Source organism: Arthrobacter sp. 01T425, assembly GCF_056398725.1.
The window spans coordinates 17,535-43,646 of the sequence record NZ_JBFTPY010000007.1 but is presented as its reverse complement, the minus strand read 5'-3'; the positions used below and the strand labels follow the sequence as shown (position 1 = coordinate 43,646).

21 protein-coding genes and 1 tRNA gene are annotated in these 26,112 nt (G+C 68.5%); 12 read left to right on the top strand and 10 right to left on the bottom strand.

The genetic code is table 11. The features are described from left to right. The first annotated feature begins 23 nt into the window (after nucleotides 1-23). Together AC1DNG_RS09845 and AC1DNG_RS09840 are read left to right on the top strand one after the other, a co-directional pair. Nucleotides 24-1,766 (top strand): bifunctional 3'-5' exonuclease/DNA polymerase, encoded by a 1,743-nt coding sequence (locus tag AC1DNG_RS09845; protein ID WP_476887250.1) that lies wholly within the window; start codon nucleotides 24-26, stop codon nucleotides 1,764-1,766. 80 nt (nucleotides 1,767-1,846) lie between these two features. Next, nucleotides 1,847-2,170, top strand: a complete 324-nt coding sequence (locus AC1DNG_RS09840) for a YegP family protein (protein ID WP_476855520.1) — start codon at nucleotides 1,847-1,849, stop codon at nucleotides 2,168-2,170. Nucleotides 2,171-2,255: 85 nt separating this feature from the next. Here AC1DNG_RS09840 and AC1DNG_RS09835 read toward each other — a convergent pair whose 3' ends face one another. From AC1DNG_RS09835 to AC1DNG_RS09825, 3 genes are all read right to left on the bottom strand, one after another. After that, nucleotides 2,256-2,936, bottom strand: a complete 681-nt coding sequence (locus AC1DNG_RS09835; RefSeq protein WP_230008029.1) for an NUDIX hydrolase — start codon at nucleotides 2,934-2,936, stop codon at nucleotides 2,256-2,258. Continuing rightward, entirely contained in the window at nucleotides 2,933-3,703 is a 771-nt protein-coding gene (nth, locus tag AC1DNG_RS09830) for an endonuclease III (RefSeq protein WP_230008030.1), read from the bottom strand. Before nth ends, AC1DNG_RS09835 begins: the two co-directional genes overlap by 4 nt. Before the next feature lie 96 nt (nucleotides 3,704-3,799). Then, nucleotides 3,800-5,272: a hypothetical protein gene (locus tag AC1DNG_RS09825; RefSeq protein WP_476887249.1), complete on the bottom strand. Its 1,473-nt coding sequence runs from the start codon at nucleotides 5,270-5,272 to the stop codon at nucleotides 3,800-3,802. Nucleotides 5,273-5,703: 431 nt separating this feature from the next. Between AC1DNG_RS09825 and acs the strand changes: the two genes are divergently transcribed. From acs to AC1DNG_RS09810, 3 genes are all read left to right on the top strand, one after another. Then, nucleotides 5,704-7,734, top strand: coding sequence for an acetate--CoA ligase (gene acs, locus AC1DNG_RS09820; RefSeq protein ID WP_476872248.1), 2,031 nt, complete (start codon nucleotides 5,704-5,706; stop codon nucleotides 7,732-7,734). Between the two features lie 202 nt (nucleotides 7,735-7,936). Further along, complete coding sequence (gene aroQ, locus AC1DNG_RS09815) at nucleotides 7,937-8,413, top strand: type II 3-dehydroquinate dehydratase (RefSeq protein WP_230009056.1); 477 nt, start codon at nucleotides 7,937-7,939, stop codon at nucleotides 8,411-8,413. Between the two features lie 2 nt (nucleotides 8,414-8,415). Continuing rightward, nucleotides 8,416-9,585 carry a DUF2332 domain-containing protein gene (locus AC1DNG_RS09810; protein WP_476887248.1) on the top strand — a complete coding sequence of 390 codons (1,170 nt, stop codon included), beginning with the start codon at nucleotides 8,416-8,418 and terminating at the stop codon, nucleotides 9,583-9,585. A gap of 51 nt (nucleotides 9,586-9,636) precedes the next feature. Here the strand turns inward: AC1DNG_RS09810 and AC1DNG_RS09805 are convergent, their stop codons facing one another. After that, nucleotides 9,637-10,821, bottom strand: coding sequence for a MarP family serine protease (locus AC1DNG_RS09805; protein ID WP_476887247.1), 1,185 nt, complete (start codon nucleotides 10,819-10,821; stop codon nucleotides 9,637-9,639). A gap of 215 nt (nucleotides 10,822-11,036) precedes the next feature. Between AC1DNG_RS09805 and AC1DNG_RS09800 the strand changes: the two genes are divergently transcribed. Beyond that, complete coding sequence (locus AC1DNG_RS09800; protein WP_011693220.1) at nucleotides 11,037-11,714, top strand: Crp/Fnr family transcriptional regulator; 678 nt, start codon at nucleotides 11,037-11,039, stop codon at nucleotides 11,712-11,714. Between the two features lie 397 nt (nucleotides 11,715-12,111). Here AC1DNG_RS09800 and AC1DNG_RS09795 read toward each other — a convergent pair whose 3' ends face one another. From AC1DNG_RS09795 to AC1DNG_RS09785, 3 genes are read right to left on the bottom strand one after another with little or no spacing between them, the layout of a single operon-like run. Next, nucleotides 12,112-13,023, bottom strand: a complete 912-nt coding sequence (locus AC1DNG_RS09795; protein WP_476855516.1) for an NUDIX hydrolase — start codon at nucleotides 13,021-13,023, stop codon at nucleotides 12,112-12,114. A 16-nt stretch (nucleotides 13,024-13,039) separates the two neighbouring features. Continuing rightward, nucleotides 13,040-13,630, bottom strand: coding sequence for a RidA family protein (locus AC1DNG_RS09790; RefSeq protein ID WP_476887246.1), 591 nt, complete (start codon nucleotides 13,628-13,630; stop codon nucleotides 13,040-13,042). 2 nt (nucleotides 13,631-13,632) lie between these two features. Further along, a complete protein-coding gene (locus AC1DNG_RS09785; protein ID WP_003797879.1) occupies nucleotides 13,633-13,788 on the bottom strand; it encodes a DUF4177 domain-containing protein in 156 nt (51 codons plus the stop codon). Between the two features lie 37 nt (nucleotides 13,789-13,825). Between AC1DNG_RS09785 and AC1DNG_RS09780 the strand changes: the two genes are divergently transcribed. The 5 genes from AC1DNG_RS09780 (at nucleotide 13,826) to AC1DNG_RS09760 (ending at nucleotide 21,337) form a co-directional block, all read left to right on the top strand. After that, the gene (locus AC1DNG_RS09780) at nucleotides 13,826-16,117 is read left to right on the top strand and encodes a transglycosylase domain-containing protein (protein WP_476887245.1); all 2,292 of its coding nucleotides are present in this window, start codon (nucleotides 13,826-13,828) and stop codon (nucleotides 16,115-16,117) included. Nucleotides 16,118-16,120: 3 nt separating this feature from the next. Beyond that, on the top strand, nucleotides 16,121-17,068 hold the full coding sequence (locus AC1DNG_RS09775; protein ID WP_476872842.1) for a metallophosphoesterase: 948 nt from the start codon (nucleotides 16,121-16,123) through the stop codon (nucleotides 17,066-17,068). 318 nt (nucleotides 17,069-17,386) lie between these two features. Beyond that, nucleotides 17,387-19,210, top strand: coding sequence for an ABC transporter ATP-binding protein (locus tag AC1DNG_RS09770; RefSeq protein ID WP_476887244.1), 1,824 nt, complete (start codon nucleotides 17,387-17,389; stop codon nucleotides 19,208-19,210). Next, nucleotides 19,207-21,132: an ABC transporter ATP-binding protein gene (locus AC1DNG_RS09765; protein WP_476887243.1), complete on the top strand. Its 1,926-nt coding sequence runs from the start codon at nucleotides 19,207-19,209 to the stop codon at nucleotides 21,130-21,132. Before AC1DNG_RS09770 ends, AC1DNG_RS09765 begins: the two co-directional genes overlap by 4 nt. A 128-nt stretch (nucleotides 21,133-21,260) precedes the next feature. Beyond that, nucleotides 21,261-21,337: transfer RNA gene (locus AC1DNG_RS09760), tRNA-Pro, on the top strand. 237 nt (nucleotides 21,338-21,574) lie between these two features. On the opposite strand, the gene AC1DNG_RS09755 is transcribed toward AC1DNG_RS09760, so the two are convergent. Then, on the bottom strand, nucleotides 21,575-21,793 hold the full coding sequence (locus tag AC1DNG_RS09755; RefSeq protein ID WP_018776166.1) for a hypothetical protein: 219 nt from the start codon (nucleotides 21,791-21,793) through the stop codon (nucleotides 21,575-21,577). Between the two features lie 131 nt (nucleotides 21,794-21,924). Between AC1DNG_RS09755 and AC1DNG_RS09750 the strand changes: the two genes are divergently transcribed. Further along, a complete protein-coding gene (locus AC1DNG_RS09750; RefSeq protein ID WP_459385576.1) occupies nucleotides 21,925-23,190 on the top strand; it encodes a helix-turn-helix domain-containing protein in 1,266 nt (421 codons plus the stop codon). Nucleotides 23,191-23,223: 33 nt separating this feature from the next. Here AC1DNG_RS09750 and AC1DNG_RS09745 read toward each other — a convergent pair whose 3' ends face one another. Together AC1DNG_RS09745 and purD are read right to left on the bottom strand one after the other, a co-directional pair. Beyond that, nucleotides 23,224-24,237, bottom strand: a complete 1,014-nt coding sequence (locus tag AC1DNG_RS09745; protein ID WP_476887242.1) for a phosphoribosylaminoimidazolesuccinocarboxamide synthase — start codon at nucleotides 24,235-24,237, stop codon at nucleotides 23,224-23,226. Beyond that, the gene (gene purD / locus AC1DNG_RS09740) at nucleotides 24,234-25,544 is read right to left on the bottom strand and encodes a phosphoribosylamine--glycine ligase (protein ID WP_476855508.1); all 1,311 of its coding nucleotides are present in this window, start codon (nucleotides 25,542-25,544) and stop codon (nucleotides 24,234-24,236) included. Before purD ends, AC1DNG_RS09745 begins: the two co-directional genes overlap by 4 nt. Nucleotides 25,545-26,112 lie beyond the last annotated feature (568 nt).

The following is a 26,112-nucleotide window of genomic DNA, read 5'->3' as shown; positions in this document are numbered from 1 at the left end:
CGGAGCAGGGCAGAATTGATCCTATGTATCTGCTGCTCGCTGCCCACGCCGACGGCGCGGCACTGCAGCAGCTCACGGCCGATGGCGCCCCCGAACCCTCCAATCCGGAACCCCGTGTGGTCAGGGCCGGCGACCTCGCCGGAATTGTGCGCGAGTTTGAGGAGCGGCACCCGCGCTGGATCTGGCACCGTACGCAGGACTGGTATCCCGCGTTGCTGCGCGCCGGGGTGGAACTCGAGCGCTGCTACGACCTCACCTTGTGCGGTTCGATCCTGGCCCACTCGGAGTTCACCGCCCACACCGGCTACGCGCAGGCGGCGGAGAAGCTGACCCAGGACGACGAGCTGAACCAGCCCCCGCGGGGGCTGCAGCCTCCTGCCCCGCCGCCGGAACAAGGGGCCTTGTTTGATGCCCCGGCCTCCGGCCGGCGTCCCGGCCAATCCATTGAGGCTCTCCGCGCCGAGTACGCCGCGCAGCAGGAGGCCCTTCGCCAGGCGGGACCTGCGCCCGGAACGGCCTCCGGCACGGTCGTCGTCCCTGACGCCGGCCGGCGCCAACGGCTCCAGCTGCTGCTCGCGGCGGAATCCGCCGGAGCCATGATCGCCGCCGAAATGCAGCACACCGGCGTCCCGTGGCGGGAGGAACTCCACGAGCAGATTCTCGCAGAACACCTCGGACCCCGCCCGGCTCCCGGTCAGCGTCCGGCCAAACTCGAATCGCTCACGGCCGAACTGAGGCTGCTGCTGAAGTCGCCCGCGCTGAACCCGGACTCGCCGCAGGAGCTCATGCGCGCCCTGCACCGCAACGGCATCGAAGTTAAAACCACCCGCCAATGGGAGCTGAAAGAATCCAGCCACCCCGTGATCGTGCCGCTGCTGGCCTACAAGAAACTGGCCCGTCTCCACGCGGCCAACGGCTGGGCGTGGCTTGATACCTGGGTGAAGGACGGCAGGTTCCAGCCTGAGTACGTGGTGGGCGGCGTGGTCTCGGGCCGGTGGGCGTCGCGGGGCGGCGGGGCGCTGCAAATCCCGCGCCAGGTCCGCGGCGCGGTCCACGCCGATCCCGGCCACAAACTGATCGTTGCCGACGCCTCGCAGCTGGAGCCGCGCGTGCTCGTGGCGCTGGCCCAGGATTCCAAAATGGCCGAAGCCGCCCGGGACAAGGACCTCTACGCCGGCATTGCCGCCCAAGGCTTCGGCGGCGACCGGGCGAAGGCGAAGGTGGCCCTCCTTGGAGCAATCTACGGGGCGACCACGGGCGAGTCCGGCCGGCTGATGCCCCAGCTGGCCCGCACCTACCCCCGCGCCGTGGGCTTCGTCGAGCAGGCTGCCCGCGACGGCGAAGCCGGCAGGACCGTGACTTCGCGCCTGGGCCGGAGCAGCCCGCCGCCGTCGGAGCGCTGGCTGCAGAGCCAGCACTCCACCACCGCGGAAGAGCAGCGCCGGGCGGACTCGATCGCACGCTCGCGCGGCCGCTTCACCCGGAACTTTGTGGTCCAGGGCTCGGCCGCTGACTGGGCGGCATGCTGGCTCGCGGAACTGCGACGGAGGCTTCGCGCCATACGGTCGGACGGCGCAGCCGCCGGCGAACTGGTGTTCTTCCTCCACGACGAGGTGATGGTCCACTGTCCCGAATCCGCCGTCGGGGATAGCATCAAGGCGATCGAGGACTCCGCAAATGCCGCGAAGGAGCTCTTGTTCGGCCGCATTCCGGTCGAATTTCCGGTCAGCGTGGCCGTCGTCGATTCGTACGACAATGCCAAATGAGTGACCGAAGTCACCGCCTGTAACGTACCCGTCGGTAGCGTTGTGTGCGCTCCGTCACCGGGCTACCCTCGGAAAGGCCGGTGAATTTCCCGTACGAACCGCCGGCTATTGCAACGACGCAAGGATATTGGGGAGGCACAGGTTTGGCTGGCATTTTTGAGATCGCGCAAGCTGGCGACAAGGCTTATTTCTTCAGGCTGACGGCGGCGGATGGCACGGTAGTGGCCGTGTCCCCGCTCTTCAGCTCCATCAAGAGCGCGGCGGCGGGCATCAACGCCGTGCGCGAGAACGCCGCGACCGGCCTGGTTGTGGATCATTCCGGCGCTCACCGGCGGGTCGCCTCCAGCAGGTCGGGAGGACGGGCGATGGCTCCCCTGGCAGGCAGCCCGGTGGCTGCCGGCTAGATGGCTGCAACCCCGTTGCTGCCCGGCAGGCAGCCCGGCGGCTGACAGCCAGCGGACCGGCCGGCAGGCCGGCGCCGTGCGGCCTTCACACATCAATCCCGTAGAGCCGCGCGCGGTCCCACGGCACGGCCCAGCCCAGCTGTTCAAAAAGCTGGTTCAGGATCATCCCGGTAAAACCCCACACCACGACGCCGTTGACGGTGAAGGCTGGGCTCTGGAATGTCTGGCCGGCCCGGCTGACCGTGGCCATCACCCTGTTGTCCGGGTCCAGCAGGTCCCTGACCGGGACCCGGAACACCTGCGCGGATTCACCGTAGTCAACCACCCGGACCGGCGACTGGGCAGCCCACCAGGCCAGGACCGGCGTCACCAGGAAATTGCCTCGGGGCAGGGCCAGTTCAGGCATCACGCCGAGTACGTCCACCCCCGCAGGGTTCAGGCCAGTCTCCTCCTCCGCCTCGCGGAGGGCCGCGTCCACCACGGACTCACCCGGATCGATGCCGCCGCCGGGAAACGCCACCTGCCCGGGATGGTCCTCCAGCGTTTGGGCCCGCTGCAGCAGCAGCACGTCCAAATCGGCCGGAGCCAGCAACTTCTCGGACACAGCGGGGACGTTGTCGAGCGCACCAAAGAGCATCAGCACCGCCGCCCTACGGACCCGCTCGCCGGGTTCGACGGCGAGTTCCCGCCAGCGCGGATCCGGGGCCGGCGCCGTGCCCGCCTCCACCGCGGCAACGAGCTCGACGAGGTCCTGGCGCGCGGTCACGGCTGTTTCCTCTGCGATTCCATCCGGATTTCCGCGGCGCGGTGCGTCTCGGCCAGCAGCCGGGCCAGCAGTTGCTCCTGGCCCGGGGCGAGTTCGTACTTCAGCAATTTCTTTGACTTCTCCGGGTCGGTTTCCCCCATGCCGTAGCTGGGGCACCAATTGGCCACCGCGCAGGCGCCGCACGCCGGCTTCCGGGAATGGCAGACACGGCGGCCGTGAAAGACGACGCGGTGCGAGAGCATGGTCCAGTCCTTCGGCTCGAACAGCTCAGCGACGTCCGACTCGATCCGGACCGGATCATCCGACTCGGTCCAGCCAAAGCGCCGGGCCAGCCGGCCGAAGTGGGTGTCCACCGTAATGCCCGGGATGCCGAAGGCATTGCCCAGCACGACGTTCGCGGTTTTCCGCCCGACGCCGGGCAGCGTCACCAGGTCCGCGAGCCGGCCCGGCACCTCGCCGTCGTACTCGTCCACCAGCCGGGTGCACAGCGCCAGAAGATTTCTGGCCTTGGCGCGAAAGAAGCCGGTGGGCTTGATGATGGCCTCCAGCTCGGCCGGATCCGCCTCCGCCATCCGCCGCGCATCCGGGTAGCGCGCGAACAACAGGGGCGTGATCTGGTTGACCAGCACGTCCGTGGTCTGCGCGGACAGCACCGTGGCTATCACGAGCTCGAACGGCGTGCGGAAGTCCAACTCCGCGTGGGCATAGGGGTACTGCTCCGCGAGTTCCCGGTTGATCCGGCGCGCGCGGCGCTTGAGCGCCAGCATTGACTCCCCCGACGCCCGCGGCGCACCCGGCTTGGCGCTCCCCGGGATCGGGTTGCCGGGTTCCGAGCCGCCGGATTCCGTGGTCACGGCGGCGGACTAACCGCGTTCGATGTTGCTGAGGTCCCGCAAAACGCCGAGCCGGCCGTCGGTGTGCTGGACCAGGAACTCGTTGCCGCGGTCCTCCAGGGCAAGGACCCAGCCGCCGGGTTCAATGACGAACGCCGGGGCACCGGTGCGCACATCGACGGCGGTGCGGGGCTGCGCGACGGCGAACCAGAAGGCCTCGTGCACGGGGTGGACATCATCCTCCGCGGGCCGGCTGGCGGGATCAACGGTCGCGCCGATGGGTTCCTGCGGCCGGGCCTGTTCCTGCGGCCGGACCTGGGGGTTGACCGTAGTGGGGGCACTGCCGCCGGTGGCGGCCGGCACGCCGGCGGCCTGGGTCTGTTCCGCGGCCTGGGTCTGTTCCGCGGCGGGAGCGGTCTGTGCAGCCGCACCAGCGGCACCAGCGGCGGCGACACCAGCGGCGGCGGCACCGGCTGCAGCAGGGACGCCCGCGGTCCGGGTCTTGTCCGCGGCGGACGAAGCAGACTCCGGAGCCGGGGCCTGCGTCGGGGCCGCCGATGAATCCGTAGATGCCGGGGCAGCCGCGCCGGCGGCTGGCACCACGCCCGAGATCTGGGTCTCCGGTGCGCCGGGGGCCGCAGCGCTGGGGGCCGCGGCGGACGCCGCACCCGCCGAAGATGCCCCGGCAGGTGTGGTTGCCGCCGGCGTGGCCGTCTGGCTGCCGGTGGCCGGACGCTTGGCCCAGCCCGCGGCCTCCCCGGAAGCGGCCTGGCCGGACGCAACCGGGCCGGACGCAACCTGGCCGGATGCGGCCGCCAGAGAGGCGCCCGCCCCGGCTGCGCCTGCACCCGCAGCGTCCTTGGTCAATTTGGATTCCTTCGGTTGCTTCGGTTGCTTCGGCGCCTTCGGTGCGCGGGGCTTTCGCACCGGGACAACAGCTTCGCGGGCAACCACGTGGGCAGGCGCGTCCTCCCGGCCCAGGAAGTCGCCGGCAAAGAACGGGATCCAGCGGCCCAGCACCGTGGCGGCGAAGAGCCCCAAAGCGCCCAGGAGCGCGATCAGCATGCTCGGCACGAACGCCCCGGCGGCGGCGAGGAAAAAGAAGGCCAGCGTGAAGGACGCTACAACGGACGCGAACTGGTCGATCGACAGGGATCCGATCCGGATCCTGGTCGACGGGCTGAGGCGGCGGGCCACAAACAACGCGGTGACAATGAGGGGCAGCACGATGCCCAGGCCCAGGAAGAAGAGGCTGCCCAGGTTCCAGAGGTTGTAGGCGAAGGCAAACATCGGAATCAGTGAGGCGATGAAAAGAAGCAGCGTGGAGCCGAAAACGGTGAGGTCACGGATGGTGAACGGGCCGAGGACGGCTTCGTTCTTCTTCCCGATCTTTTTGTCCACCGTGAAGCGTGGCGCATCCCCGAACCCGGCGGGCCCCGGCTGCGCCGTTCCACCCTGGTTCTGGGCGGGCGCCCGGAGCTGCCCGTTGTCTTGCTCGTTCATTCCGTATCTCCTTAGCATGGCGGCGCCCTGGACAGCGCCGTCTAACGGCAGGCAAGGACAGGACCGCCAGCGGTCCTGTCGCCTCCATCGGATGTCACAACTTCATCTCAGCCTAGCCAAGTGAATGGCCGATCACTAGCTGACAAGCCGTGGGCGGACGCAGCAGAATTCCCCAGATTTCCGAATCCCGGACGCTTGCCCCGGCCCGCCGTCCGGCGCCGGGGACAGACCACTCGGCGCTTAACGAACACCGCTCACGGTGCTGTTTGTGACGGGGCGCACGTTTGGTCGGACCCAAGTATTAGTGTTGATTCCAGACAGCGCTAGCGGCACTGCCGCCGTCTGCCGCCGCCCGACGTCGCGCATGCGGCCCGGCGCGACGGTGGCGAGCACGGCCGCGCAGCCCGGATCGATGAATGATGAGGTTCACCATGTCCCAGCAGACACCCGGCTCCACGGCCACTCAGACGCCCCAGGGCGATGCGTTCGAAAACCTGTCCCAGGAGAACCGCCGTTTCGCGCCGTCCGCCGAGTTCGCCGCGAATGCAGTGGTCACCGCCGCCGATTACGCAGAGGCCGACGCCGACCGTCCCGCCTTCTGGGCGAAGCAGGCCCGGGAGCTGCTGAGCTGGTCCAAGGACTTCACCCAGGCGCTGGACTGGTCCGACCCGCCGTTCGCGAAGTGGTTCGTCGGTGGCGAGGTCAACGCCGCCTACAACGCCCTGGACCGGCACGTCGAGGCCGGCAACGGGGACCGGGTGGCGATCTACTTCGAGGGTGAGCCGGGAGATACCCGCACCTACACCTACGCGCAGCTGACCGAGGAGGTGAAGAAGGCCGCGAACGCGTTCGAGTCCCTCGGCGTGGCCAAGGGCGACCGCGTCGCCGTGTACCTGCCCATGATCCCCGAGGCCGTCATCACCCTGCTGGCCTGCGCCCGGATCGGCGCGATCCACTCCGTGGTCTTCGGCGGCTTCTCCGCCGAAGCCCTGCGCTCCCGGATCGACGACGCCGAGGCCAAGCTCGTGGTCACGGCCGACGGCACCTACCGCCGCGGCAAGCCCAGCGCGCTGAAGCCGGCCGTCGACGAGGCGTTGTCCCACGAGGGAGACGGCACCGGACACACCGTGCAGAACGTCGTGGTGGTCAAGCGCAACGGCCAGGCCGTGGACTGGCACGAGGGCCGGGACCACTGGTGGGCGGACACCGTCGGCGCCGCGTCCCCCACACACACCGCCGTCGGGCACGACTCCGAACACCCGCTCTTCATCCTCTACACCTCCGGCACGACGGGCAAGCCCAAGGGCATCCTGCACAGCACCGGCGGCTACCTCACCCAGGGCGCCTACACGCACAAGGCGGTCTTCGACCTCCACCCGGAGACCGACGTCTACTGGTGCACCGCCGACGTCGGCTGGATCACCGGGCACTCCTACGTCGCCTACGCCCCGCTCATCAACGGCGCCACCCAGGTCATGTATGAGGGCACGCCGGATTCCCCGCACCAGGGCCGCTGGTGGGAAATCGTGGAGAAGTACAAGGTCTCCATCCTCTACACCGCCCCCACCGCGATCCGCACCTTCATGAAGTGGGGCAAGGACATCCCGGCCAAGTCCGACCTCTCCTCGATCCGGGTCCTCGGTTCCGTCGGCGAACCCATCAACCCCGAGGCCTGGATGTGGTACCGCGAGGTCATCGGCGGCAACGCCGGCAAGAACGGCGAGCGGAAGGAAAACCCCGCACCGATCGTGGACACCTGGTGGCAGACCGAGACCGGGGCGCAGATGATCGCCCCGCTGCCCGGCGTCACGGCCACCAAGCCCGGCTCGGCCCAGGTCCCGCTGCCGGGCATCGCCGTGGACGTCGTGGACGAACTCGGCGAATCCGTACCCAACGGCCACGGCGGCTTTCTCGTAATCCGCGAACCGTGGCCCGCCATGCTGCGCGGGATCTGGGGCGACCCGGAGCGGTTCAAGGAAACGTACTGGTCCCGCTTCGAGACCATGTACTTCGCCGGCGACGGCGCCAAGAAAGACGAGGACGGCGACATCTGGCTGCTGGGCCGTGTGGATGATGTGATGAATATTTCCGGCCACCGCCTCTCCACCGCCGAAATCGAGTCCGCACTCGTGTCCCACCCCGCGGTGGCGGAAGCCGCCGTCGTCGGAGCCGCGGACGAGACCACCGGACAGGCCGTCGTCGCCTTCGTGATCCTGCGCGCCGACGCCGTGGACACCGGCGACGCGATCGTCCAGGAACTCCGCAACCACGTGGGCAAGGAAATCGGCCCGATCGCCAAACCCAAAACCATCCTCGTGGTCCCGGAACTGCCCAAAACCCGCTCCGGCAAGATCATGCGCCGCCTGCTCAAGGACGTCGCCGAAGGCCGCGAAGTCGGCGACGCGACCACCCTGGCAGACAACACCGTCATGGCCCAGATCGCGCAGTCGCTGAAGAAATAGCCGGCTCGTTCCGATAAGGGTTCGTCGGCTGTGTTTGGCTGGCCTGTTTGTCCGGCGGCGGCGCCGCCCACCGTGGTGGGCCGCGCCGCCGTCGTCGTTGGTCCTGTCTGTCGACGCGGCCGCGGCGGGAACATCCGCAGCAGCGAAGAATGCGGCAGTAACGAACGGCGCGCGCGGCCCGCGGCGCGATAGATTTGCAGACATGACTGAAGCCACCTCCGCCACCGTTGCCGGCCGCGGCACCATCCTGGTTCTCAACGGACCCAATTTGAACCTGCTTGGCACCCGCGAGCCCGAGAAATACGGGACGGCGACGCTGGCCGACGTCGAACAGCTCGCCAAAGACGCCGGTGCCGCGCACGGCCTGGACGTCGAGTGCTTCCAGTCCAACCATGAAGGGGCCCTCGTGGACGCCATCCACGCCGCCCGCGGGAAGGCGGTGGGAATCGTGCTCAACGCCGGCGCCTACACGCACACGTCCGTGGCCATCCGGGACGCCATTTCCGCTGTTGCCCTGCCGACGGTCGAGGTGCACATCACCAATGTTCACGCCCGCGAGCCTTTCCGGCACCATTCCTACCTTTCGGACATCAGCAAGGCCGTGATCGCCGGCGCCGGGATCCTGGGCTACCGCTTCGCGGTGGAATACCTCGCCGGGCTGCACGCGGCCGGGGACTGAGCATGTCCCCCGCCGAACCCGCGGCGGCGGAAGCATCCGGGGAACCGTCCGCAGCTCCGGACCCTGCCACGGGCACCGCCTCGGACACAGCACCGGGCGCGGCTACGGCTACGGCTACGGACACAGCGCAGTGGTACCGGCACTTCGGCACGGTCGACGCCCCCGACTCCTCCCCCTGCTATGCCGCGTGGTCCGTGGGGATCGCCGGGGACGCCGAGGTGATTCGGCGGATTGATCAGTGGCCGCACAACAAGCGCCAGCCGCTGCTGATCCTCGCCGCGGCCCGGTTCCTCGGCGCGCAGATCAGCCCTTACCGCGATTTCCGGAGGTTCCTGGACCATCACTGGGACGCGGTCTCGGAAATCGTGCTGTCCCGGTCCACGCAGACGAACGAGGCCGGCCGCTGCGCCACCCTGCTGCCCTCACTCGCGCAGATATCCGCGGCAGAGGGCCGGCCGCTGTCCCTCATCGAGGTGGGCGCCTCGGCGGGGCTGGCACTGTTCCCTGACCGCTACGGTTACGAGTTTGTCGACACCGGGGCGGGGGCACCGGATGAGTCGGCGGCGGACCCGGCGGCGGCGGAAGCAAGGACGACGCGGCTGGTTCCGGATGGCGCCCGGCCTGGCACGTTTCCGGTCTTGCGCTGCCTCACCTCGGGCCCGGTGCCGCTGCCGGCGGAAATCCCCCGGGTGGCATGGCGTGCCGGGATCGACCTCAACCCCCTGGACGTGCGCGACCCGGCCGACGTCGCCTGGCTCGAAGCCCTCGTCTGGCCGGAGCAGGAGTTCCGGCTTGAACGGCTGCGCCAGGCGATCGCCATTGCCAGGGAACGGCCGCCGCTGCTGGTGGCCGGCGACCTCAACGAACAACTTGTGGAACTCGCCGGCCGCGCCCCGGCCGACGCTGCCCTGGTGGTATTCCACAGCGCCGTCATGGCCTACCTGGATGCCGGCGGCCGCTCCCGGTTCCGGCGCACCATGGCGGATCTCGCCGCGGAGCGGGGCTGCCACTGGCTCTCGAACGAAGGCCACATGGTGGTGGTGCAGGGAGACGGGTCCAGTGTGGTCCCGGAAATGGATGACGCCCGGCTCCGCGGCCGGTTCCTGCTGCTGCAGGACGGCCAGCCTGCAGCCATCACGGGCCCGCACGGGCAGAGCCTGGAGTGGCTCTAGCCTGCGTGCGGCTCCGGCCTGGCTGTGGCTAGGGCCTGCATGGCAGTCCGGTTATTTCTTGATGCACTGTCCGGACGAAACGGCGCTGCCCAGACCCGGCGCCTGCGCCGCCACGGGGCTCAGGTCATTCATGGTGATCGCAAATCCGAGCGAAGACTCGGTTGTGGCCTTGGCAAAGACCACCCCCGCCACCTGCCCGTCCATGGTCAGGAGCGGACCCCCGGAGTTGCCCGGCTGCACGTCGCCGGCCAGCCGGTAGACGTCCTCGGGCGACGCATTCTTGCCATAGATGTCCGGGACCAGCACGGTGGCGATGTCCTGCACCGTGGCCGGTTTGGACTGGAAAGGCCCGCCGTGCGGATAGCCGGCGAAGGCCGCAGCGCTGCCGGACGGCAGGTCGGCAGCCAGCGCCAGGGGTTCCGAGCGCAGACCGTCAACGGCCACGACGGCGAGATCGTGCTGGGAGTCAAAGTACACAACGCGCCCAGGCAGTGCGCGGCCACCGGGCGTTTCCACCACTGGTTCGTCGACCCCGGCGACCACATGGGCGTTGGTCACCACGCGCCCGGGGGCGACCACGAAGCCTGTTCCGGTCTGGTTTTGGCCGCACTGGTAGGCGGTTCCGGCGATCTTGAGCACGGACGCGGCGGCCTTGTTCAGCGCCGGCGTGTCGGTGCTGGTGTCCGGAACGGCAACGGGCTGGCTCTGGCCGAAGCCGTCCAGCAGGGTGGGGATTCCCTCGCCGATCACGGCGGAACGCAGCTGCGCCATTGATGCCTTGACCGGCATCGGCGTCACGCCGTCGATGAACCTGATGACTTTGGATTCAGCGAGCTGCTGGGACACGAACGGCACACCCAGGGCCCCGATGCTGAACGCCAGCATCGACATCACGAGGGCGGACACCACCACGTTCACGCCTCCGCCCACGAGGCGATCCGCCGCCCGCATGGGGCTGAACGGGACCACACTGCGGATTCGCCGCCCGATCATGGTGCCGAGGCCGTTGCCCACGATCATCAGAAGGACCGCCGTGGCAACTATCGCCGTCAGGCGCCAGCCGCTGTCCTCCACGAGGCCGCTGACGATGGGCACGGAGACGAAGGCGGCGACGGCGCCTGCCGCGAATCCCGCGATTCCTCCGAGCGTCACAAGGAAGCCGTTGCGAAGGCCGTGGATCAGGTAGGACAAGAGCGCCACAACCAGCAGCAGGTCCAAAATGGTCAAGCCAAACACCGGGGCTCCTCACAGACAGTTCAGCGACGATTCTACCGGTGTAAGCTGAACGTTTGCCGACCGGCCGCCAGCCTGCCCAGGGATCTGCGCGGACTTCCCGAGCCGTGCGCATTCGGCCCCTTCGGGCGTTTCCGTGCCAACTACGTCACAGAAGCTCCAAAATTCTGAAAGAATGGCTGAAGCGCCCCAGCCGACACAGCTAGTCAGGAGATTTCATGGATATCGAGGTATTGCGCCGCGCACCCCTTTTCGCCACGCTCGACGACGAGGCGTTCCGTCTGCTGACGGACGAACTTACCGAGGTGGACCTTTCACGCGGTGCCTCGGTATTCCGGGAAGGCGACCAGGGTGACCAGCTTTACTTCATCGTCTCCGGCAAGGTGAAGCTCGGCCGCACGTCGCCGGACGGCCGCGAATCACTGCTGGCCATCCTCGGCCCGGGCGAACTTTTCGGCGAAATGGCGCTGTTCGACCCCAGCCCGCGCACGGCCACGGCAACTGCCGTTTCCGAGACGCGTCTTGCCGGTCTGAAGAACGAGAGCCTCAACGCGCTGCTGCGCACCCGCCCCGAGGTCTCGGCCCAGCTGCTGCAGGCCTTGGCACGCCGCCTGCGCCGCACCAACGATTCCCTTTCCGACCTCGTCTTCTCCGACGTGCCGGGCCGTGTGGCCAAGGCGCTGCTGGATCTGGCCGACCGCTTCGGCCGCCCGGCGACCGACGGCGTCCTGGTCGCCCACGAACTGACGCAGGAGGAGCTCGCCCAGCTGGTTGGCGCCTCCCGTGAAACGGTCAACAAGGCCCTCGCAGAATTCGTGCAGCGCGGCTGGCTGCGCCTGGAAGCGCGCGCCGTCGTCATCCTTGACATGCAGCGCCTGCGCCAGCGTTCCCGCTAGGGATCCCCAGCAGCAACCACGAAGGCCGGCCCCGGAAACGGGACCGGCCTTCTGCCGTTAATCTTCTGCCGTTAATTCGCGGTGGCGGTTTCGGGCTGGTTGTCCGCGGGACATGTCCACTGGTGCGGATCGGGGCGGGACATGTCCGCAGGCCGGCACCCGGCATCAAGGGACATGTCCAGCCCCGGCTGCAACGACTGGACATAATGCCACTATGTCCACCTGTCAGGTCCACCGGAGGGCATGTCCCGGGCCGGCACGCAGCACGAAGGGACATGTCCAGTGCTCAGGAGCAGGGCGGGGCATGTCCCGGGAATCGCCCGGCCCCCGCCCAAGCCAAGCCCTAACAGGCCGCCCGCATGGGGTCAGCCTTCCGTGGCGTCGGCGCTCCCCGGGCCTAGCGTTCCCGCTGCGGTTCGCCGGCGATCGTTTTGGCTGCTTCGACTTCAAGCATGAGCCGGCCGTCTTCCTCGACCAGCTTCGGCTGGTACACGTGGGCCTTGCGCTTGTAGCTGAGGTAGGCGATGCAGCCGTTGGCCTTGGCCATCTTCTCAAGCATGATCTCGGAGCCAGGGACCAGGAGTTCGCCCAGGGTCCGGCCGACGGTGTTCTCCTGCCCTACCTCGTCACCCAGCACGGTGCTGTCCCGCTCGCTCACGACTTTCCGGACACACACCCAGCGGCCCCAGACGCCCTTGCTGGCCAGCAGCGAGGGCTGCTGGTTCACGGGGACGGTGGCGGCAAAGTAGCGGGTGTTGAACCGGCGGTGCGCGAAGTCGGGGCTGAGCCAGTTCACCAGGGGTTTGAGCAGGTCAGTGCGCAGCGAGAGCCCGCGTTTGGCGAGCAGGTCGGTGAAGGATTTCTCCTGCTCGGCCACGGCTTCGCGGGCGCGCATCCAGTCGGCGCTGGAGGTCAGCTCCACCGTGGTGGACAGGTCGGGGCCGGCCAGCAGGATGCCGGTCTCCTCAAACAGTTCACGGATGGCACCGACGACGTGTCGGCGCGCCAGCCCGACGTCGGACGTCCCCATCTGCTCGGCCCAGTGCTGGGGTGAGGGGCCCAGCCAGCCGACGGCGTCGTCGTCGGTGGATTCCAGCGATCCGCCGGGGAAGGCGAGGACACCGAGCGGGGAGGACCCCGTGCGGTAGCCGAGCCAGGTCTCCAGGCCCGTGGGCGAATCCCGCAGCAGGATCACGGAGGAGGCCAAACGGGGCGCGCGGGGCGTCCGCTCACCGTGTTCAATCCAGCTGCGGGCTGCTCCCTCAAGATCCGGGGGCAGGACGAACAGGCGGCGTTCTAACTGAGGCAACGAAGTAACCGGTCTACTAGGCGAATTCAGCGATCAGTTCGACTTCGACGGGCGAGTCGAGCGGCAGAACGGATACGCCGACGGCGGAACGTGCGTGCTGGCCGGCGTCGCCGAGGACCTGGCCCAGCAGCTCCGAGGCGCCGTTGATGACACCGGGCTGGCCGGTGAAGGAAGGGTCGGAGGATACAAATCCGACAACCTTGACGATCCGCGTGATGCGGTCGAGGTCGCCGATCACACTCTTGACGGCGGCCAGGGCGTTGACGGCGCAGACGGCAGCGTAGGCCTTCGCGTCCTCCGGGGACACCGTGGATTCGTCGGAGGCGCCCGCCGAACCGGTGGAAACCTTTCCGGTGGCCTCGAGCTTGCCGTTGATGAACGGCAGCTGCCCGGAGGTGTAGACGTGGTTGCCGGAAATCACGGCCGGAACATACGCCGCGACCGGAGCAGCGACGTCGGGCAGCGTCAGGCCCAACTCCGCGAGGCGCTGTTCGACGGCGGACGACGCGCCCGCGCCGGCCGTGGGGCTCGCTGCGCCGGCCGTGTTTTCGGAGATGTTTTCCGCGCCCGCCGGCGTGGCCGGAGCGGCTTCTGAGGGGATGTTCATGGCTACTGCTTCTCCCGCTTCAGGTAGGCAACCAGGCCGTTTCCATCGGGTCCCGGAACAACCTGGACGAGCTCCCAGCCGTCGTCACCCCACTGGTCCAGGATCTGCTTTGTGGCGTGAATAATGAGCGGAATCGTGGCGTACTCCCATTTGGTCATGACATAAAGCCTAGTCGTTGCCGGTAAAGTGGAAAACATGGCGACTGGCAAGAACCCTTTATTCGACACGGCCACCACCCTCGGAAAGATCTTTCTTTTCCTGGGCGTGAGCGCTATTTGCGGTGTCCTGGTGGCGGGCCTCCTGGTCCCCGCGGCGGCCGTCTCGGGCAGTGCGGCGAGCGGTTCGATCCAGTTTTTTGACACGCTCCCCGCTGAGCTGAAGGTCGATCCGCCGAGCCAGTCGACCACGATCCTGGCGTCCGACGGCAGCCCGATCGCGAACCTCTACGCGGAAAACCGCACCCGTGTTTCGCTGGACCAGATGTCACCGCACATCAAGGACGCGATCATCGCCATCGAGGACAGCCGCTTCTATGAGCACGGCGGTGTGGACACCACCGGCATCCTGCGCGCGCTCGTGAGCACCGCCCGCGGCAACAAGCAGGGCGCGTCCACGATCACGCAGCAGTACGTCAACAACGTCATCAACTCCTCGCTGGAGGCCGAGGGCAAGGGCGACGAGGTCCTGCTCAATGGCGTCAACAAGGGCGTCGGGGACAAGCTCCGTGAAATGAAGCTGGCCATCGCGCTGGAGAAGAAGTTCACCAAGGAGCAGATCCTCGAGGGCTACCTGAACATCGTGTTCTTCAACCGGGACGCCTACGGCATCGAGGCCGCGTCCAAGTTCTTCTTCAGCACCACGGCCAAGGACCTGACCCTGCCGCAGGCGGCCCTGCTGGCCGGCGTCGTGAACAGCCCCTCCTACTACGACCCGATCACCAATCCGGAGAACGCCAAGGTCCGTCGCGACCTCGTGCTCCACGCGATGCTGACGCAGGGCAAGATCAAGCAGGCCGACTACGATGCCGCGGTGGCGACGCCGGTGCAGACCAAGGTCACCCAGCCCCGCCAGGGCTGTGCGTATTCACAGACGGCGCCGTACTTCTGCGACTACGTGCTCCACCTGCTCCTGAACAACCCGGCCTACGGGGCCGACGCGGCCGAGCGTGAGCGGAAGATCTTCCGCGGCGGCCTGACCATCAAGACCACGCTGGATCCGAAGGCCCAGTCCGTGGCGCAGGCCCAGGTGGACGGGTCGGCCGGCGCGAACCCGGATAAGTGGGGCGCCTCGCTGGTGTCCGTGCAGCCGGGATCCGGCAAGATCGTCTCCATGGCCCAGAACACCGTCTGGTTCCCGGCCGACGGCAAGTTCGACCAGACCCAGAACTTCAACGTGGACGTGCAGGATGCCAAGGGCAATGACCTCAACGGCCTCGGCGGCTTCCAGCCCGGATCCACGATGAAGCCGTTCACGTTCGCGGAGTGGCTCAACGAGGGCAAGTCGATGAGCACCCAGCTCAACGGCGCCGTGCGGCGATACCCGCCCGGCTTCCCGTGGAAGAACACCTGCCCCACACCGACGACCGACTCGTACGACGACACGGCCGGCACCCACGACCTGCAGAACGCGGACGAGAACCATTACAAGTACATGTCGGTCCTTGACGGCCTGGCGAACTCCATCAACACCATCACGTTCGCCTCTGCCGCCCAGGTGGACCTCTGCGGGATCCAGAAGATCGTGGACGCCGTCGGTATCCACGAAGGCCTGCCGAGCCCGAACGGCGACGATCCCAACCCCAAGGTTCCGATGACCCGGTTGAGCAGCCTGATCGGCGCACGCCAGACGGCGCCGCTGACCATGGCCAGCGCATTCGCCACCTTCGCCAACAACGGCAAGTACTGCGAACCGATGGCCATCGAGTCGGTGACGGACGCGACCGGCGCCCAGCTGCCGGCCCAGTCACCCAACTGCAGGGACGCGATCAAGCCCGAGGTGGCCCACGGCGTCGCGTACGCCATGCAGGAAGTGCTCAACCGCGGCTCGGGCTCGCTGATCCAGCCCCGGATTTCGACCCGGACCACGTTCCCCATCGCGGCGAAGACCGGCACCAACGACAACAACAGCTCCACCTGGGTGGCGGGCTACACCAGCGGCCTGGCAACGGCCACGTGGTTTGGCGATCCCCTGGGCAACCAGCAGCGCGCCGGGCAGAACGTCACGATCAACGGCAACTTCTACAAGGGCATCGACGGTTACATGATCGCCGGGCCGCAGTTCTCGAACTACATGGCCCAGGTGGCACCGGCCTACGGCACCGATCCGTTCCCGGCCCCGCCGTCGGACATGCTGTACTCCCCGGCCCCGGTCCCGGACCCGATAACAGTGCCGCGGACCACCATTCCGACCGGCAAGAGCACCGAGCCGGCCACGCAACCGTCCGCCGACCCGACACCGGCACCGACGAAGTCCTCCGGCAAGAAGTAGCCGATGACCCTGGGCAATGATCTGGCGAGCCGCGTTCGAAGCATCGGACGCGGCTTTGCCGTGACCGCCGCGATCGGGACGGCGGCGGGGGCGGCCGCTACCGGCTACGGGCTGTGGGAGAAGAACCAGTTTGTGATCAGGGAGGAAACCCTCCCCATCCTGCCGGCCGGGTTCGGCCCGTTCCGGATACTGCACCTGTCCGATATCCACTTCGTTCCGGGCCAGCACCGGAAGGCGCAGTGGCTGTCCTCCCTGGCGCAATTGCAGCCGGACCTCGTGGTGAACACGGGCGACAACCTCAGCCATGCCAAGGGCGTGGACCCCCTCGTAGCGGCCCTGCGGCCCCTGCTGGAATTTCCCGGTGTGTTTGTCCCCGGCTCGAACGACTACTTCGGCCCGAGCCTGAAGAACCCGGCGTCATATTTGCTCGGGCCCTCGGGCGAGCGCAAGCACCCGGAAAGGCTCGACTGGCCCCGGCTGCGTGCCGAGTTCGGCATGTCCGGCTGGGTGGATCTGACCAACCGGTGCCAGTCGGTCGTGCTCAAGGGCATGCGCTTCGATTTCTCCGGCGTTGACGATCCGCACCTGCGCCTCGAACGGTACGCGGGCTGGCCGCGCGGGACCAAGGGCCGGGACGCCGACCCGCACCTGCGCATCGCCGTCGCGCACGCACCCTACCAGCGCGTCCTCGACCACTTCACCGAAGCCGGCGCCCACCTCCTCCTGGCCGGCCATACCCACGGCGGCCAGATCTGCGTCCCGGGCTACGGGGCCCTGGTCACCAACTGCGACCTGCCCACGTGGCGGGCCCGGGGGCTGCACACCTGGGAGAGCAACGGGAGGACGACGCCGGTGAACGTCTCGGGCGGCATCGGCACGTCCCGCTTCGCCCCGGTCCGCATTGCCTGCCGGCCCGAAGCCGTTCTGCTCACGCTGACCTCCCGCGCCTAGGCCTGGCCGCGGCCAGTGCTGCCCGCCCTCCGGCCTGGCCGGTGGACATGCCCTCCCCTGGCGCCCGAGCCCACGGGACATACCCTCCCCTGGTCGCGGGCACTGGGCATAGGCCCACAATGCCCACCCGCTGCGGCCACCACCGGACATGTCCCGCGGCCACCCGCCGCCCGCACCTATTGCGGATCGCAATGACTGGGCGAGATGCTGGGAGCGCTGAACAACGTGTGAATCCGGTCACCCGATGGCCTAGGGTAGTTGCTACAGGAAACTACATTTAACGGTGCGATCTATGCACGGGCGTCTTAAGAAGCAGGCATGGCCAAGCAGAGCTCATTCTTCACCTCCATCAGCCGTCTCTACCCGCACGTCAGGCCAATCCTGCCCCGGCTGGTCATGGGCCTGCTCTGCGCGCTGCTGGCCAGCGTCATGGCACTGGCCATCCCGCAGGTGCTGCGCGTGCTGGTCAACGAGTCCCTGACCCCCGGCGGCAGCGCGGAAGCCGTCTGGACTGCCTCGCTCCTCATCCTGGTCCTGGGCATCGCCGAGGCGGGCCTCGTGGCCCTGCGCCGGCAGTTCGTCATCAATCCCGCCACCACCGTCGAGACCCGGATGCGGGTCTCGCTCTACGGGCATCTGCAGGACCTCACAGTTTCCTTCCATGACCGCTGGGGCTCCGGTCAGCTGCTGTCCCGGGCCATGACGGACCTGAACTTCCTGCGCCGCTGGATGGCCTTCGGCGCCATCATGCTGGTGGTCACGACGCTCACCGTGGTGATCGGCGTCGCGGTGATGTTTGCCATGAGCTGGCAGCTGGCCCTGATCTTCCTGGCCGCCGCCGTGCCGATCATGATCTACGGATTCCGCTTCCGCACCCGCTTCAGCAAGGTGGCCCGGCGCAGCCAGGACCAGGCCGGGGACCTCGCCACCACGGTCGAGGAATCCGTGCACGGCATCCGCGTCCTGAAGGCCTTCGGCCGCAGCCGGGAGGCGCTGGAGAACTTCAACGAACAGGCCGAGGAACTCCGGCAGACCGAGATCGCCAAGGCCAAGCACCTGGCCACGTTCAGCCTGGTGGTGACGCTCCTGCCCGAACTCGCGCTCGGCGCCGGCCTCGTCGTCGGCATCCTGCTGGCCTCCACGGACCAGCTCTCCATCGGGTCCCTGGTGGCCTTCTTCGCCACCGCCGCCGTGGTCGCCGCGCCGGTCGAGTTCTGCGGCATGCTGCTGGCGATGGCCCTCACCGCGAAGTCCGCGGTGGACCGGCACTTCGAGGTCATGGACGCGCAGAACACGATCACCAGCCCGGACCAGCCCCGCCGCCCGGCCGGCCTCAAGGGTGCCCTCAGCTTCCGCAATGCCTCGTTCGCGTTCGAGGACGCCCCGGACAAGCCGATCCTCAAGAACATCACCCTGGACATCCGCCCCGGCGAAACCATGGCCCTCGTGGGCATCACGGGCGGCGGCAAGAGCGCCCTGCTCCAGCTGGTCCCCCGCCTCTACGACGTCACCGGCGGTGCCATCACCATCGACGGAGTGGACCTGCGCGAGTTCGCGGTGGAGGACCTGCGCACCGTGGTCTCCGTGGCGTTCGAGGACACCACGCTGTTCTCCAGCTCCGTCCGGGACAACGTCCTGCTCGGCGCGCCCGACGCCGGATCGGCGGAGGGCCGCGACGCGGCCCTGGAGGAAGCCCTCGACGTCGCCCAGGCCCACTTCGCCTATTCCCTGCCGGACGGCGTCGATACCCTGATCGGCGAGGAGGGCCTCAGCCTCTCCGGCGGCCAGCGCCAGCGCATCGCCCTGGCCCGGGCCATCGCCGCGAAACCGGCCGTGCTGGTCCTGGACGACCCGCTCTCGGCGCTGGATGTGAACACCGAGGTCCTCGTCGAGGCCCGGCTGCGCAAGGTCCTCACGGACACCACCACGCTGATCGTGGCCCACAGGCCTTCCACGGTGGCGCTGGCCGACCGGGTGGCCCTGCTCGAGGACGGCCGGATCGCCGCCGTCGGAACCCATGCGGAACTGCTCGCCAAGAACAGCCATTACCGCTACGTGATCGCCAGCCTGGACCCGGAACCGCGGGACCTGGATTCAGAATTGTCCGCCCTCGAGGACCAGTCCGAGGAGATTTCCCGATGAGCAGCGCAACGTTCGGCACCGCCAATGAGGACAACGCGCACCTCACCAGGAACGAAAGCAAGGCCGTCCGGCGGCGCTCCCTGACCCTCCTGGGCTCCCTGATCCGCCCCGTCCGCGCCCGGTTCTGGCTGACGATCGGCGCCGTCGTGCTGTCCCAGGCCGCCCGCGTGGCCGGGCCGGCCCTGATCGCCTTCGGTATCGACCACGCCCTGCCCGCCGTGCGCGCCGGCGACAACCTTCCCCTGGTGCTGACCGGCGTCGCCTACCTTGCCGCGGCCGTCGTGGCGGCCGGCCTGACCGCCCTGTACGTGACCTCGACGGCGCGGCTCAGCCAGGCGATGCTGCTGGACCTCCGCGTCCGGGTCTTCCGCCACACGCAGCGGCTGAGCCTGGAATTCCACGAGAAATACACCTCGGGGCGCATCATCGCCCGGCAGACCTCGGACCTGGAGGCCCTGCGCGAACTCCTGGATTCCGGCGTGAGCTCGCTGGCCTCGGGAATGCTGTTCATGGCGTTTACCGCCGTGACGGTGTTCGCCCTGGACTGGCGCAGCGGCGTGCTGGTTCTGGCCGCCGGCGTGCCGATGTATTTCCTGGCCCGCTGGTACCAGAAGCACTCCCAGATCGCCTTCCGCGAATCCCGGGTGGTCTCGGCCCGGCTGATCGTGCACTTCGTGGAGACCATGACCGGGATCCGCGCCGTGAAGGCCTTCCGGAAGGAACGCGAGAATGCCGCGGGCTACTCCGAACTGTCGGAGGACTACCGCCGCGCGACCGTCCGTTCCATCAACCTCAACGGCATCTTCCAGCCGGGGCTGGTGCTGATCGGGAACGTGTGCGTGGCCCTCGTGCTGCTCACCGGAGGCTTCCGGGTCCTCAGCGGCGACCTGGAGGTCGGCGTGCTCCTGGCCCTGATCCTGTCCGCCAAGCGCTTCTTCCAGCCGGTGGACCAGATGGCCATGTTCTACAACTCCTTCCAAAGCGCCCAGGCGGCCCTGGAAAAGGTCTCGGGCCTGCTCGAGGAGGTCCCCACTGTCAGACCGCCGAAAACACCCGCGGCCCTGCACCAGGCGCAGGGCAGCATCGATTTCAACGGCGTCGAATTCCGCTACGGCGACGGCCCGGTGGTCATCCCGAGGCTGGACCTGCACATCCCCGCCGGGCAGACGGTCGCGCTCGTCGGGCAGACCGGCGCCGGCAAATCAACGCTCGCGAAGCTGATTGCCCGCTTCTACGACGTCTCCGCCGGGTCCCTGACCCTCGACGGCGTGGACCTGCGCCAGCTCAGCACCGAGGACCTGCGCCGGAACGTCGTCATGGTCACCCAGGAGGCCTTCCTGTTCAGCGGCTCCGTGGCGGACAACATCGCCCTGGGCCGGCCCGAAGCCTCGCGTGCGGAGATCGAGGACGCGGCCCGGGCGGTGGGGGCGCACGCCTTCATCATGGAACTGCCGGACGGCTACGACACCGACGTCAACAAGCGCGGCGGCCGCGTCTCCGCCGGGCAGCGCCAGCTGATCAGCTTCGCCCGCGCGTTCCTGGCCCGCCCGGCCGTGCTGATCCTGGACGAGGCTACGTCCTCGCTGGACATCCCGTCGGAGCGCATGGTCCAGCAGGGCCTCGCGGGACTCCTGCGCGGGACGCGGGAGGCCGGCACCCGGGAGGCCGGCCAGCGGCCGTCCGGTGGACAGGCGGGCGGCGGACAGCCCGTTGCAGACTCGGCCCCCGGCCCGGACTCGGCCCCCGGTCCCGGGCGGACAGCGCTGATCATTGCCCACCGGCTCTCCACCGTGGAGACGGCGGACCGGGTGCTGGTGGTGCACGACGGACGGGTCGTGGAGGACGGCACCCCGGAGCAGCTGATCGGCGACGGCGGCGCCTTCGCCCGGCTCCACGGCGCCTGGAAAGACTCGCTGGTCTGAACAGCGCCTGCCGGGACCGGTCGGCGTCCGGGCCGGGACGACGGCGGGACACGTCCCGGCCGGCGCCCGATTTCACATCCGGGGCCATGATCGGATACTCTTGTGAAGTTGCTTTTGAAGCAACGGATCGGGATGTGGCGCAGCTTGGTAGCGCGCGTCGTTCGGGACGACGAGGTCGCAGGTTCAAATCCTGTCATCCCGACCAAACACAAAGAGGGCCCTCCACACGGAGGGTCCTCTTTTGTATGTCCGGTGGTAGGTCCGGCACGATTTCATGACACCGGCACCGGCGATCGTCCCGGCCCAGGGCCCGGCCCCTGCCCCCCGGACACAACGCAGCCCCGGGAGGAAATCTCCCGGGGCTGCGCCGGATATCCGTGCCGCAGGCAGCCGGCCGTTGCTGCGCCGGGCCTGCCGTGTCGGGCTTGTTACATCGGGCTGGTTACATCGGGTCGGGCCAGTTGCCGACGTTCAGCGAGTGGGTCATGGGGTCGGGCCAGTTGCCCACCGCCTGGGCGGTGCGCATGGGATCGGGCCAGTTGCCGACGGCGGCAACGTCTGAGACATCGGTAAGTGAAGCAGCGGACAGCACGGCCGGGGCCGCGGCGGAGAATGCCAGTGCGCCCGCCAAAACGGCGCCGGCTGCAATCTTCTTCAACATAAGTTTCCTCAATATGGGTTGGGGTTCCTTAACCAAGTCAGCACTACCCTTGTTGACACACATTGTAAAATGGTTTCTACAGAGACTGTCAAGCATTTAGTACAAAGAATGTCCGGAATTAGGAGGTATCCGTGGGGAACGGATTTGGGGAGAAGCTCCGCGCGGAACGGCTCGAACGGGGCCTGACGCAGGCGGAGTTGGGCCGTGACCTGTACTCCCCCAGCTACATTTCTCTGCTGGAAACCGGACGCCGCGAGCCGACCGCCGATGTCATCGAGGAGCTTGCCCGCCGGCTTGAACTGGCCCCCAAGGCGCTTGAGGCCTGGAGCCAGCCGGTGTCCGTCAGCGACGCCGAATACGTGCTCGCGGGATTGTATGCCCGGCAGGCCTGGGACCTCCGGGACTACCCCGTGGCCGCCACCCACGCCGCCGCCGCCGCCAAGATCGCCCTGGAGGCCAAGAACACCAGCGCGTGGTGGAACATGACCTATATGCAGGCCGAGTGCCTGATCAAGCAGGGCCTCTGGCAGGAGTGCAAGGACGTGGTCCAGAATCTCCTGGAGCACCCGATGGCCGCGGAGTCTGCCGGGCTCGGCGTCCGGGCCCAGCAGATGCTCGCCGCAGCCTCGCAGGGCCAGGGGCAGCTGACCGCCGCCGTCGAGCATGCGCAGGAAGCGGTGCGGCTCTGCGCACAGCTGCCCAAAGGCTCCACCATGATCATCGGCGCCCTCCGCGCCCTGATTGGTGCCCTGGCCGAGAGCGGCCGGCTCGATGAGGCCTGGGAGTACTGCCAGGCCATGAACGACCAGATGGACGACCACTCGATGTCCCAGCTCGCCGGCGAGGTGGCCTGGGTGATCGGCAACGTGGCCTTCATGCGCCACGACTATCCCGAGGGGATCAAGTACCACGAGCGGGCCGGCCGGCTGCTCTCCCCGGCCAACGACATCGACCTGTGGGCCCGGTTCAACAAGGCCTCCGCCGCCGTCCGCCTCTCCTCGGGAATAGTCGAACCCGAGACGCTCTCATCGATCGAGCGCGCCGAACTGGCCCTGTCGATTGTCGGCGGCAACAAGACCGACCAACTGGAGGTCGCCTTCATCCGGGCCCGCTGGCTCTACCTCACGGGCGACATCGTGGCCGCCGTCCAGAAGCTGCGCGAGATCCATGCCGAGCGGGAGGCTCTGGCCCGGCACACGGCCGGCGAGGTCTCCCTGCTGCTGGGGAAGGCGCTCAAGGCTGCCGGGGAGGCCGCGGAGGCGCTGGTGTACCTCGAGGAAGCCCAGAAGGAGTTCAGCGCGGCGGGCGCCTCGGACCGGGTCCAGCAGGCGCTGGACGCCGTGCTCGAGATCAAGCTCGCCCAGCGCCGGGCCGAGGCCGCTTCCGCGGAAGCCTAGCCCCGGCCGGACCGGGCTGGGCGAACGGCCCGGCTAGGCAAACGTCCGGCCGGTGAGCTTCTCGTAGGCCTCCACGTAGCGGCTGCGGGTGCGCGCCACAACGTCGGCCGGAAGGACGGGCGGGGGCGTGTCCGAGGCCTTGTCCCAGCCCGACTCCGGCGAGGTCAGCCAGTCGCGCACATACTGCTTGTCATAGGACGGCTGCGCCTGGCCGGGCCGGTACGTGGCCGCATCCCAAAACCGTGAGGAATCCGGGGTCAGCACCTCGTCGCCGAGCGTGATGACGCCGGTCGCCGCGTCGAGGCCGAACTCCACCTTGGTGTCCGCCAGGATGATGCCGCGGCCGCGCGCGATTTCCTCGGCCTTGGTATAGATCTCCAGGGTCAGCCTGCTCAGGTCCGCCGCGACGTCCGCACCCACGAGGCCGACGACGGCGTCATAAGTGATGTTCTCGTCGTGCTCGCCCACCTCGGCCTTGGCCGACGGCGTGAAGATCGCCTCCTGCAGCCGTGACCCGTCAACCAGGCCGGCGGGCAGCGGGATGCTGCACACTGTGCCCGACGCGCGGTACTCCGCGAGCCCGGTGCCGGTGAGGTAGCCGCGGGCGATGCATTCGACCGGGAACATGTCCAGCTTCTTGCAGATCATTGCCCGGCCCTCGACGGCGGTGGGGACACCGTCGTCGGCCGTGGAGGCGAGGACGTGGTGCGCGACGCCGAGCTGGTCGAACCACCACAGGCTCAGCTGGGTCAGGATGCGGCCCTTGTCCGGGATCTCGCTGGCCAGTACGTGGTCGAACGCACTGATCCGGTCGCTGGCCACCACTAGGACACAATCCTGGCCGAAGCGTTCCGCGACGGCCGGATCCGCGGGGACGTAGAGGTCGCGGACCTTGCCGGAGTAGACGTGCCGCCAGCCGGGCAGGTCCTGCGTGGCGGTGTCGAGCCCGCCCTTGGGCGGGGTCTCAGGCGTGGTCTCAGGCGGGGTCTCAGGCGTGGTCTCGGGCTGGGTACCGGGCGTCGGCGTTGCGGATTCGGTCACGTTCATGCCTTCGCTTTCGACGCGGCCGCGGTTCCCGGCCCGGCTACCCGGATCTGGCCGCGGGCGGCCTTGCCGCCGATGTCGGTGCGGAACTGGCTGCCGTCCAGCTGGACGAGCTCGACGCCGTCGTACGCCCGCTCCCGGGCCTCCACGAGGTCCGTGCCCAGCGCCACCACGGCCAGGACGCGGCCGCCGGCGGAGACGACCTTGCCTTCGCCGTCGAGCTTGGTCCCGGCGTGGATCACGTGGACGCCGTCCAGGGCGTCGACCTTCTTCAGGCCCCGGATGCGGTCGCCCGTCCGCGGGGTGTCGGGGTAGTTTTCGGCGGCCACGACGACGGCGACGGCCGTGTCCTTGGACCAGCGCAGCGGCTGCACCTTGTCCAGCTCGCCCTTGGCCGCGGCCATGAGCAGCCCGCCGAGGGGCGTCTTGAGCCGGGCGAGGACGGCCTGGGTTTCGGGATCGCCGAACCGGACGTTGAATTCGATGACCCGCGTGCCGCGCGAGGTCAGGGCGAGGCCGACGAAGAGGACGCCGACAAACGGGGTGCCGCGGTGCGCCATCTGGTTGACCGTGGGCTGGGCGACGCGGTCGATCACTTCCTGTACGAGGCCTTCGGGGGCCCACTCCAGCGGTGTGTACGCGCCCATGCCGCCGGTGTTGGGGCCCTCGTCGTTGTCGAAGATGCGCTTGAAGTCCTGCGCCGGGGACAGGGCCACGGTGTTGGTGCCGTCGCAAAGGACGAACACGGAGACCTCGGGTCCGTCCAGGAACTCCTCGATCACCACGGTGCCGCCCGCGTCGAAGCAGGTCTGGGCATGCGCGAGGGCCTCGTCCCGGTTGGAGGTGACCACGACGCCCTTGCCGGCTGCGAGCCCGTCGTCCTTGACGACGTACGGGGCGCCGAAGGTATCGAGGGCGTCGGCGGCTTCCCCGGCGTTGGAGGCAACGCGGGCCATTGCGGTGGGGACGCCGGCCTCGGCCATGACTTCCTTGGCGAAGGCCTTGGACGCTTCCAGCTGGGCCGCGGCCTTGCTGGGGCCGAAGACCGGGACGCCGGCGGCGCGGACGGCGTCGGACACGCCGGCTGCGAGCGGCGCCTCCGGACCGACCACCACCAGGTCAACGGTGAGCTTGAGGGCCAACGCCGCGACGGCGTCGGGATCGTTCGCGTCGATCGCATATGTGGGGACCAGCGCGCTGATGCCGGCGTTGCCCGGGGCCGCGTGGACCTCGGAAACGTTCGGGTCTGCAAGCAAGGATCGGACAATGGCGTGTTCGCGGCCGCCGGGGCCGATGACAAGTACCTTCACAGTCTCCAAGGGTACGTGGTGCACCCCGCAGGCTCCTAAGCTGTGTCGGCCGCCGGACATGCTCAATTTTCGCGGCGGCGCCTCGCGGGCGCCGGGCAATCCGCGGCTCGGCGCTCCCGGCGCAGGGCGGCAATCCTGAGTCCGGCAGTCCCGGGCACCAGGCAATCCTGAGCTCAGCAGCGCCGGGGACCGGGGGCAACCCGCGGGACATGCCCAGTCCCGGCCGCGGCCACTGGGCATAATGCCACCATGCCCATGCCTGGCTCCCGAGGCTGGACATGTCCCGTGGTGCCGGAGAGCATGCCCCTGCAGGAATACCAAGGCTGGACATGTCCTCTCTGGGTCCGGGGAGCATGTTGCACGCGCCAAGTTACGGCCGGACATGTCCCCCGGCCGCCTGGCACAGACCCAGGCACAAGCCACCGGACCGCATCTGAGTCTTCAGCGCGGCACCCACGGGGCCGGGCAGCCCTCGGGACATGCCCAGTCCCGGCCGCGGCCACTGGGCATAATGCCACCATGCCCATGCCCGGGTCCCAGGGCTGGACATGTCCCGTGGTGCCGGAAA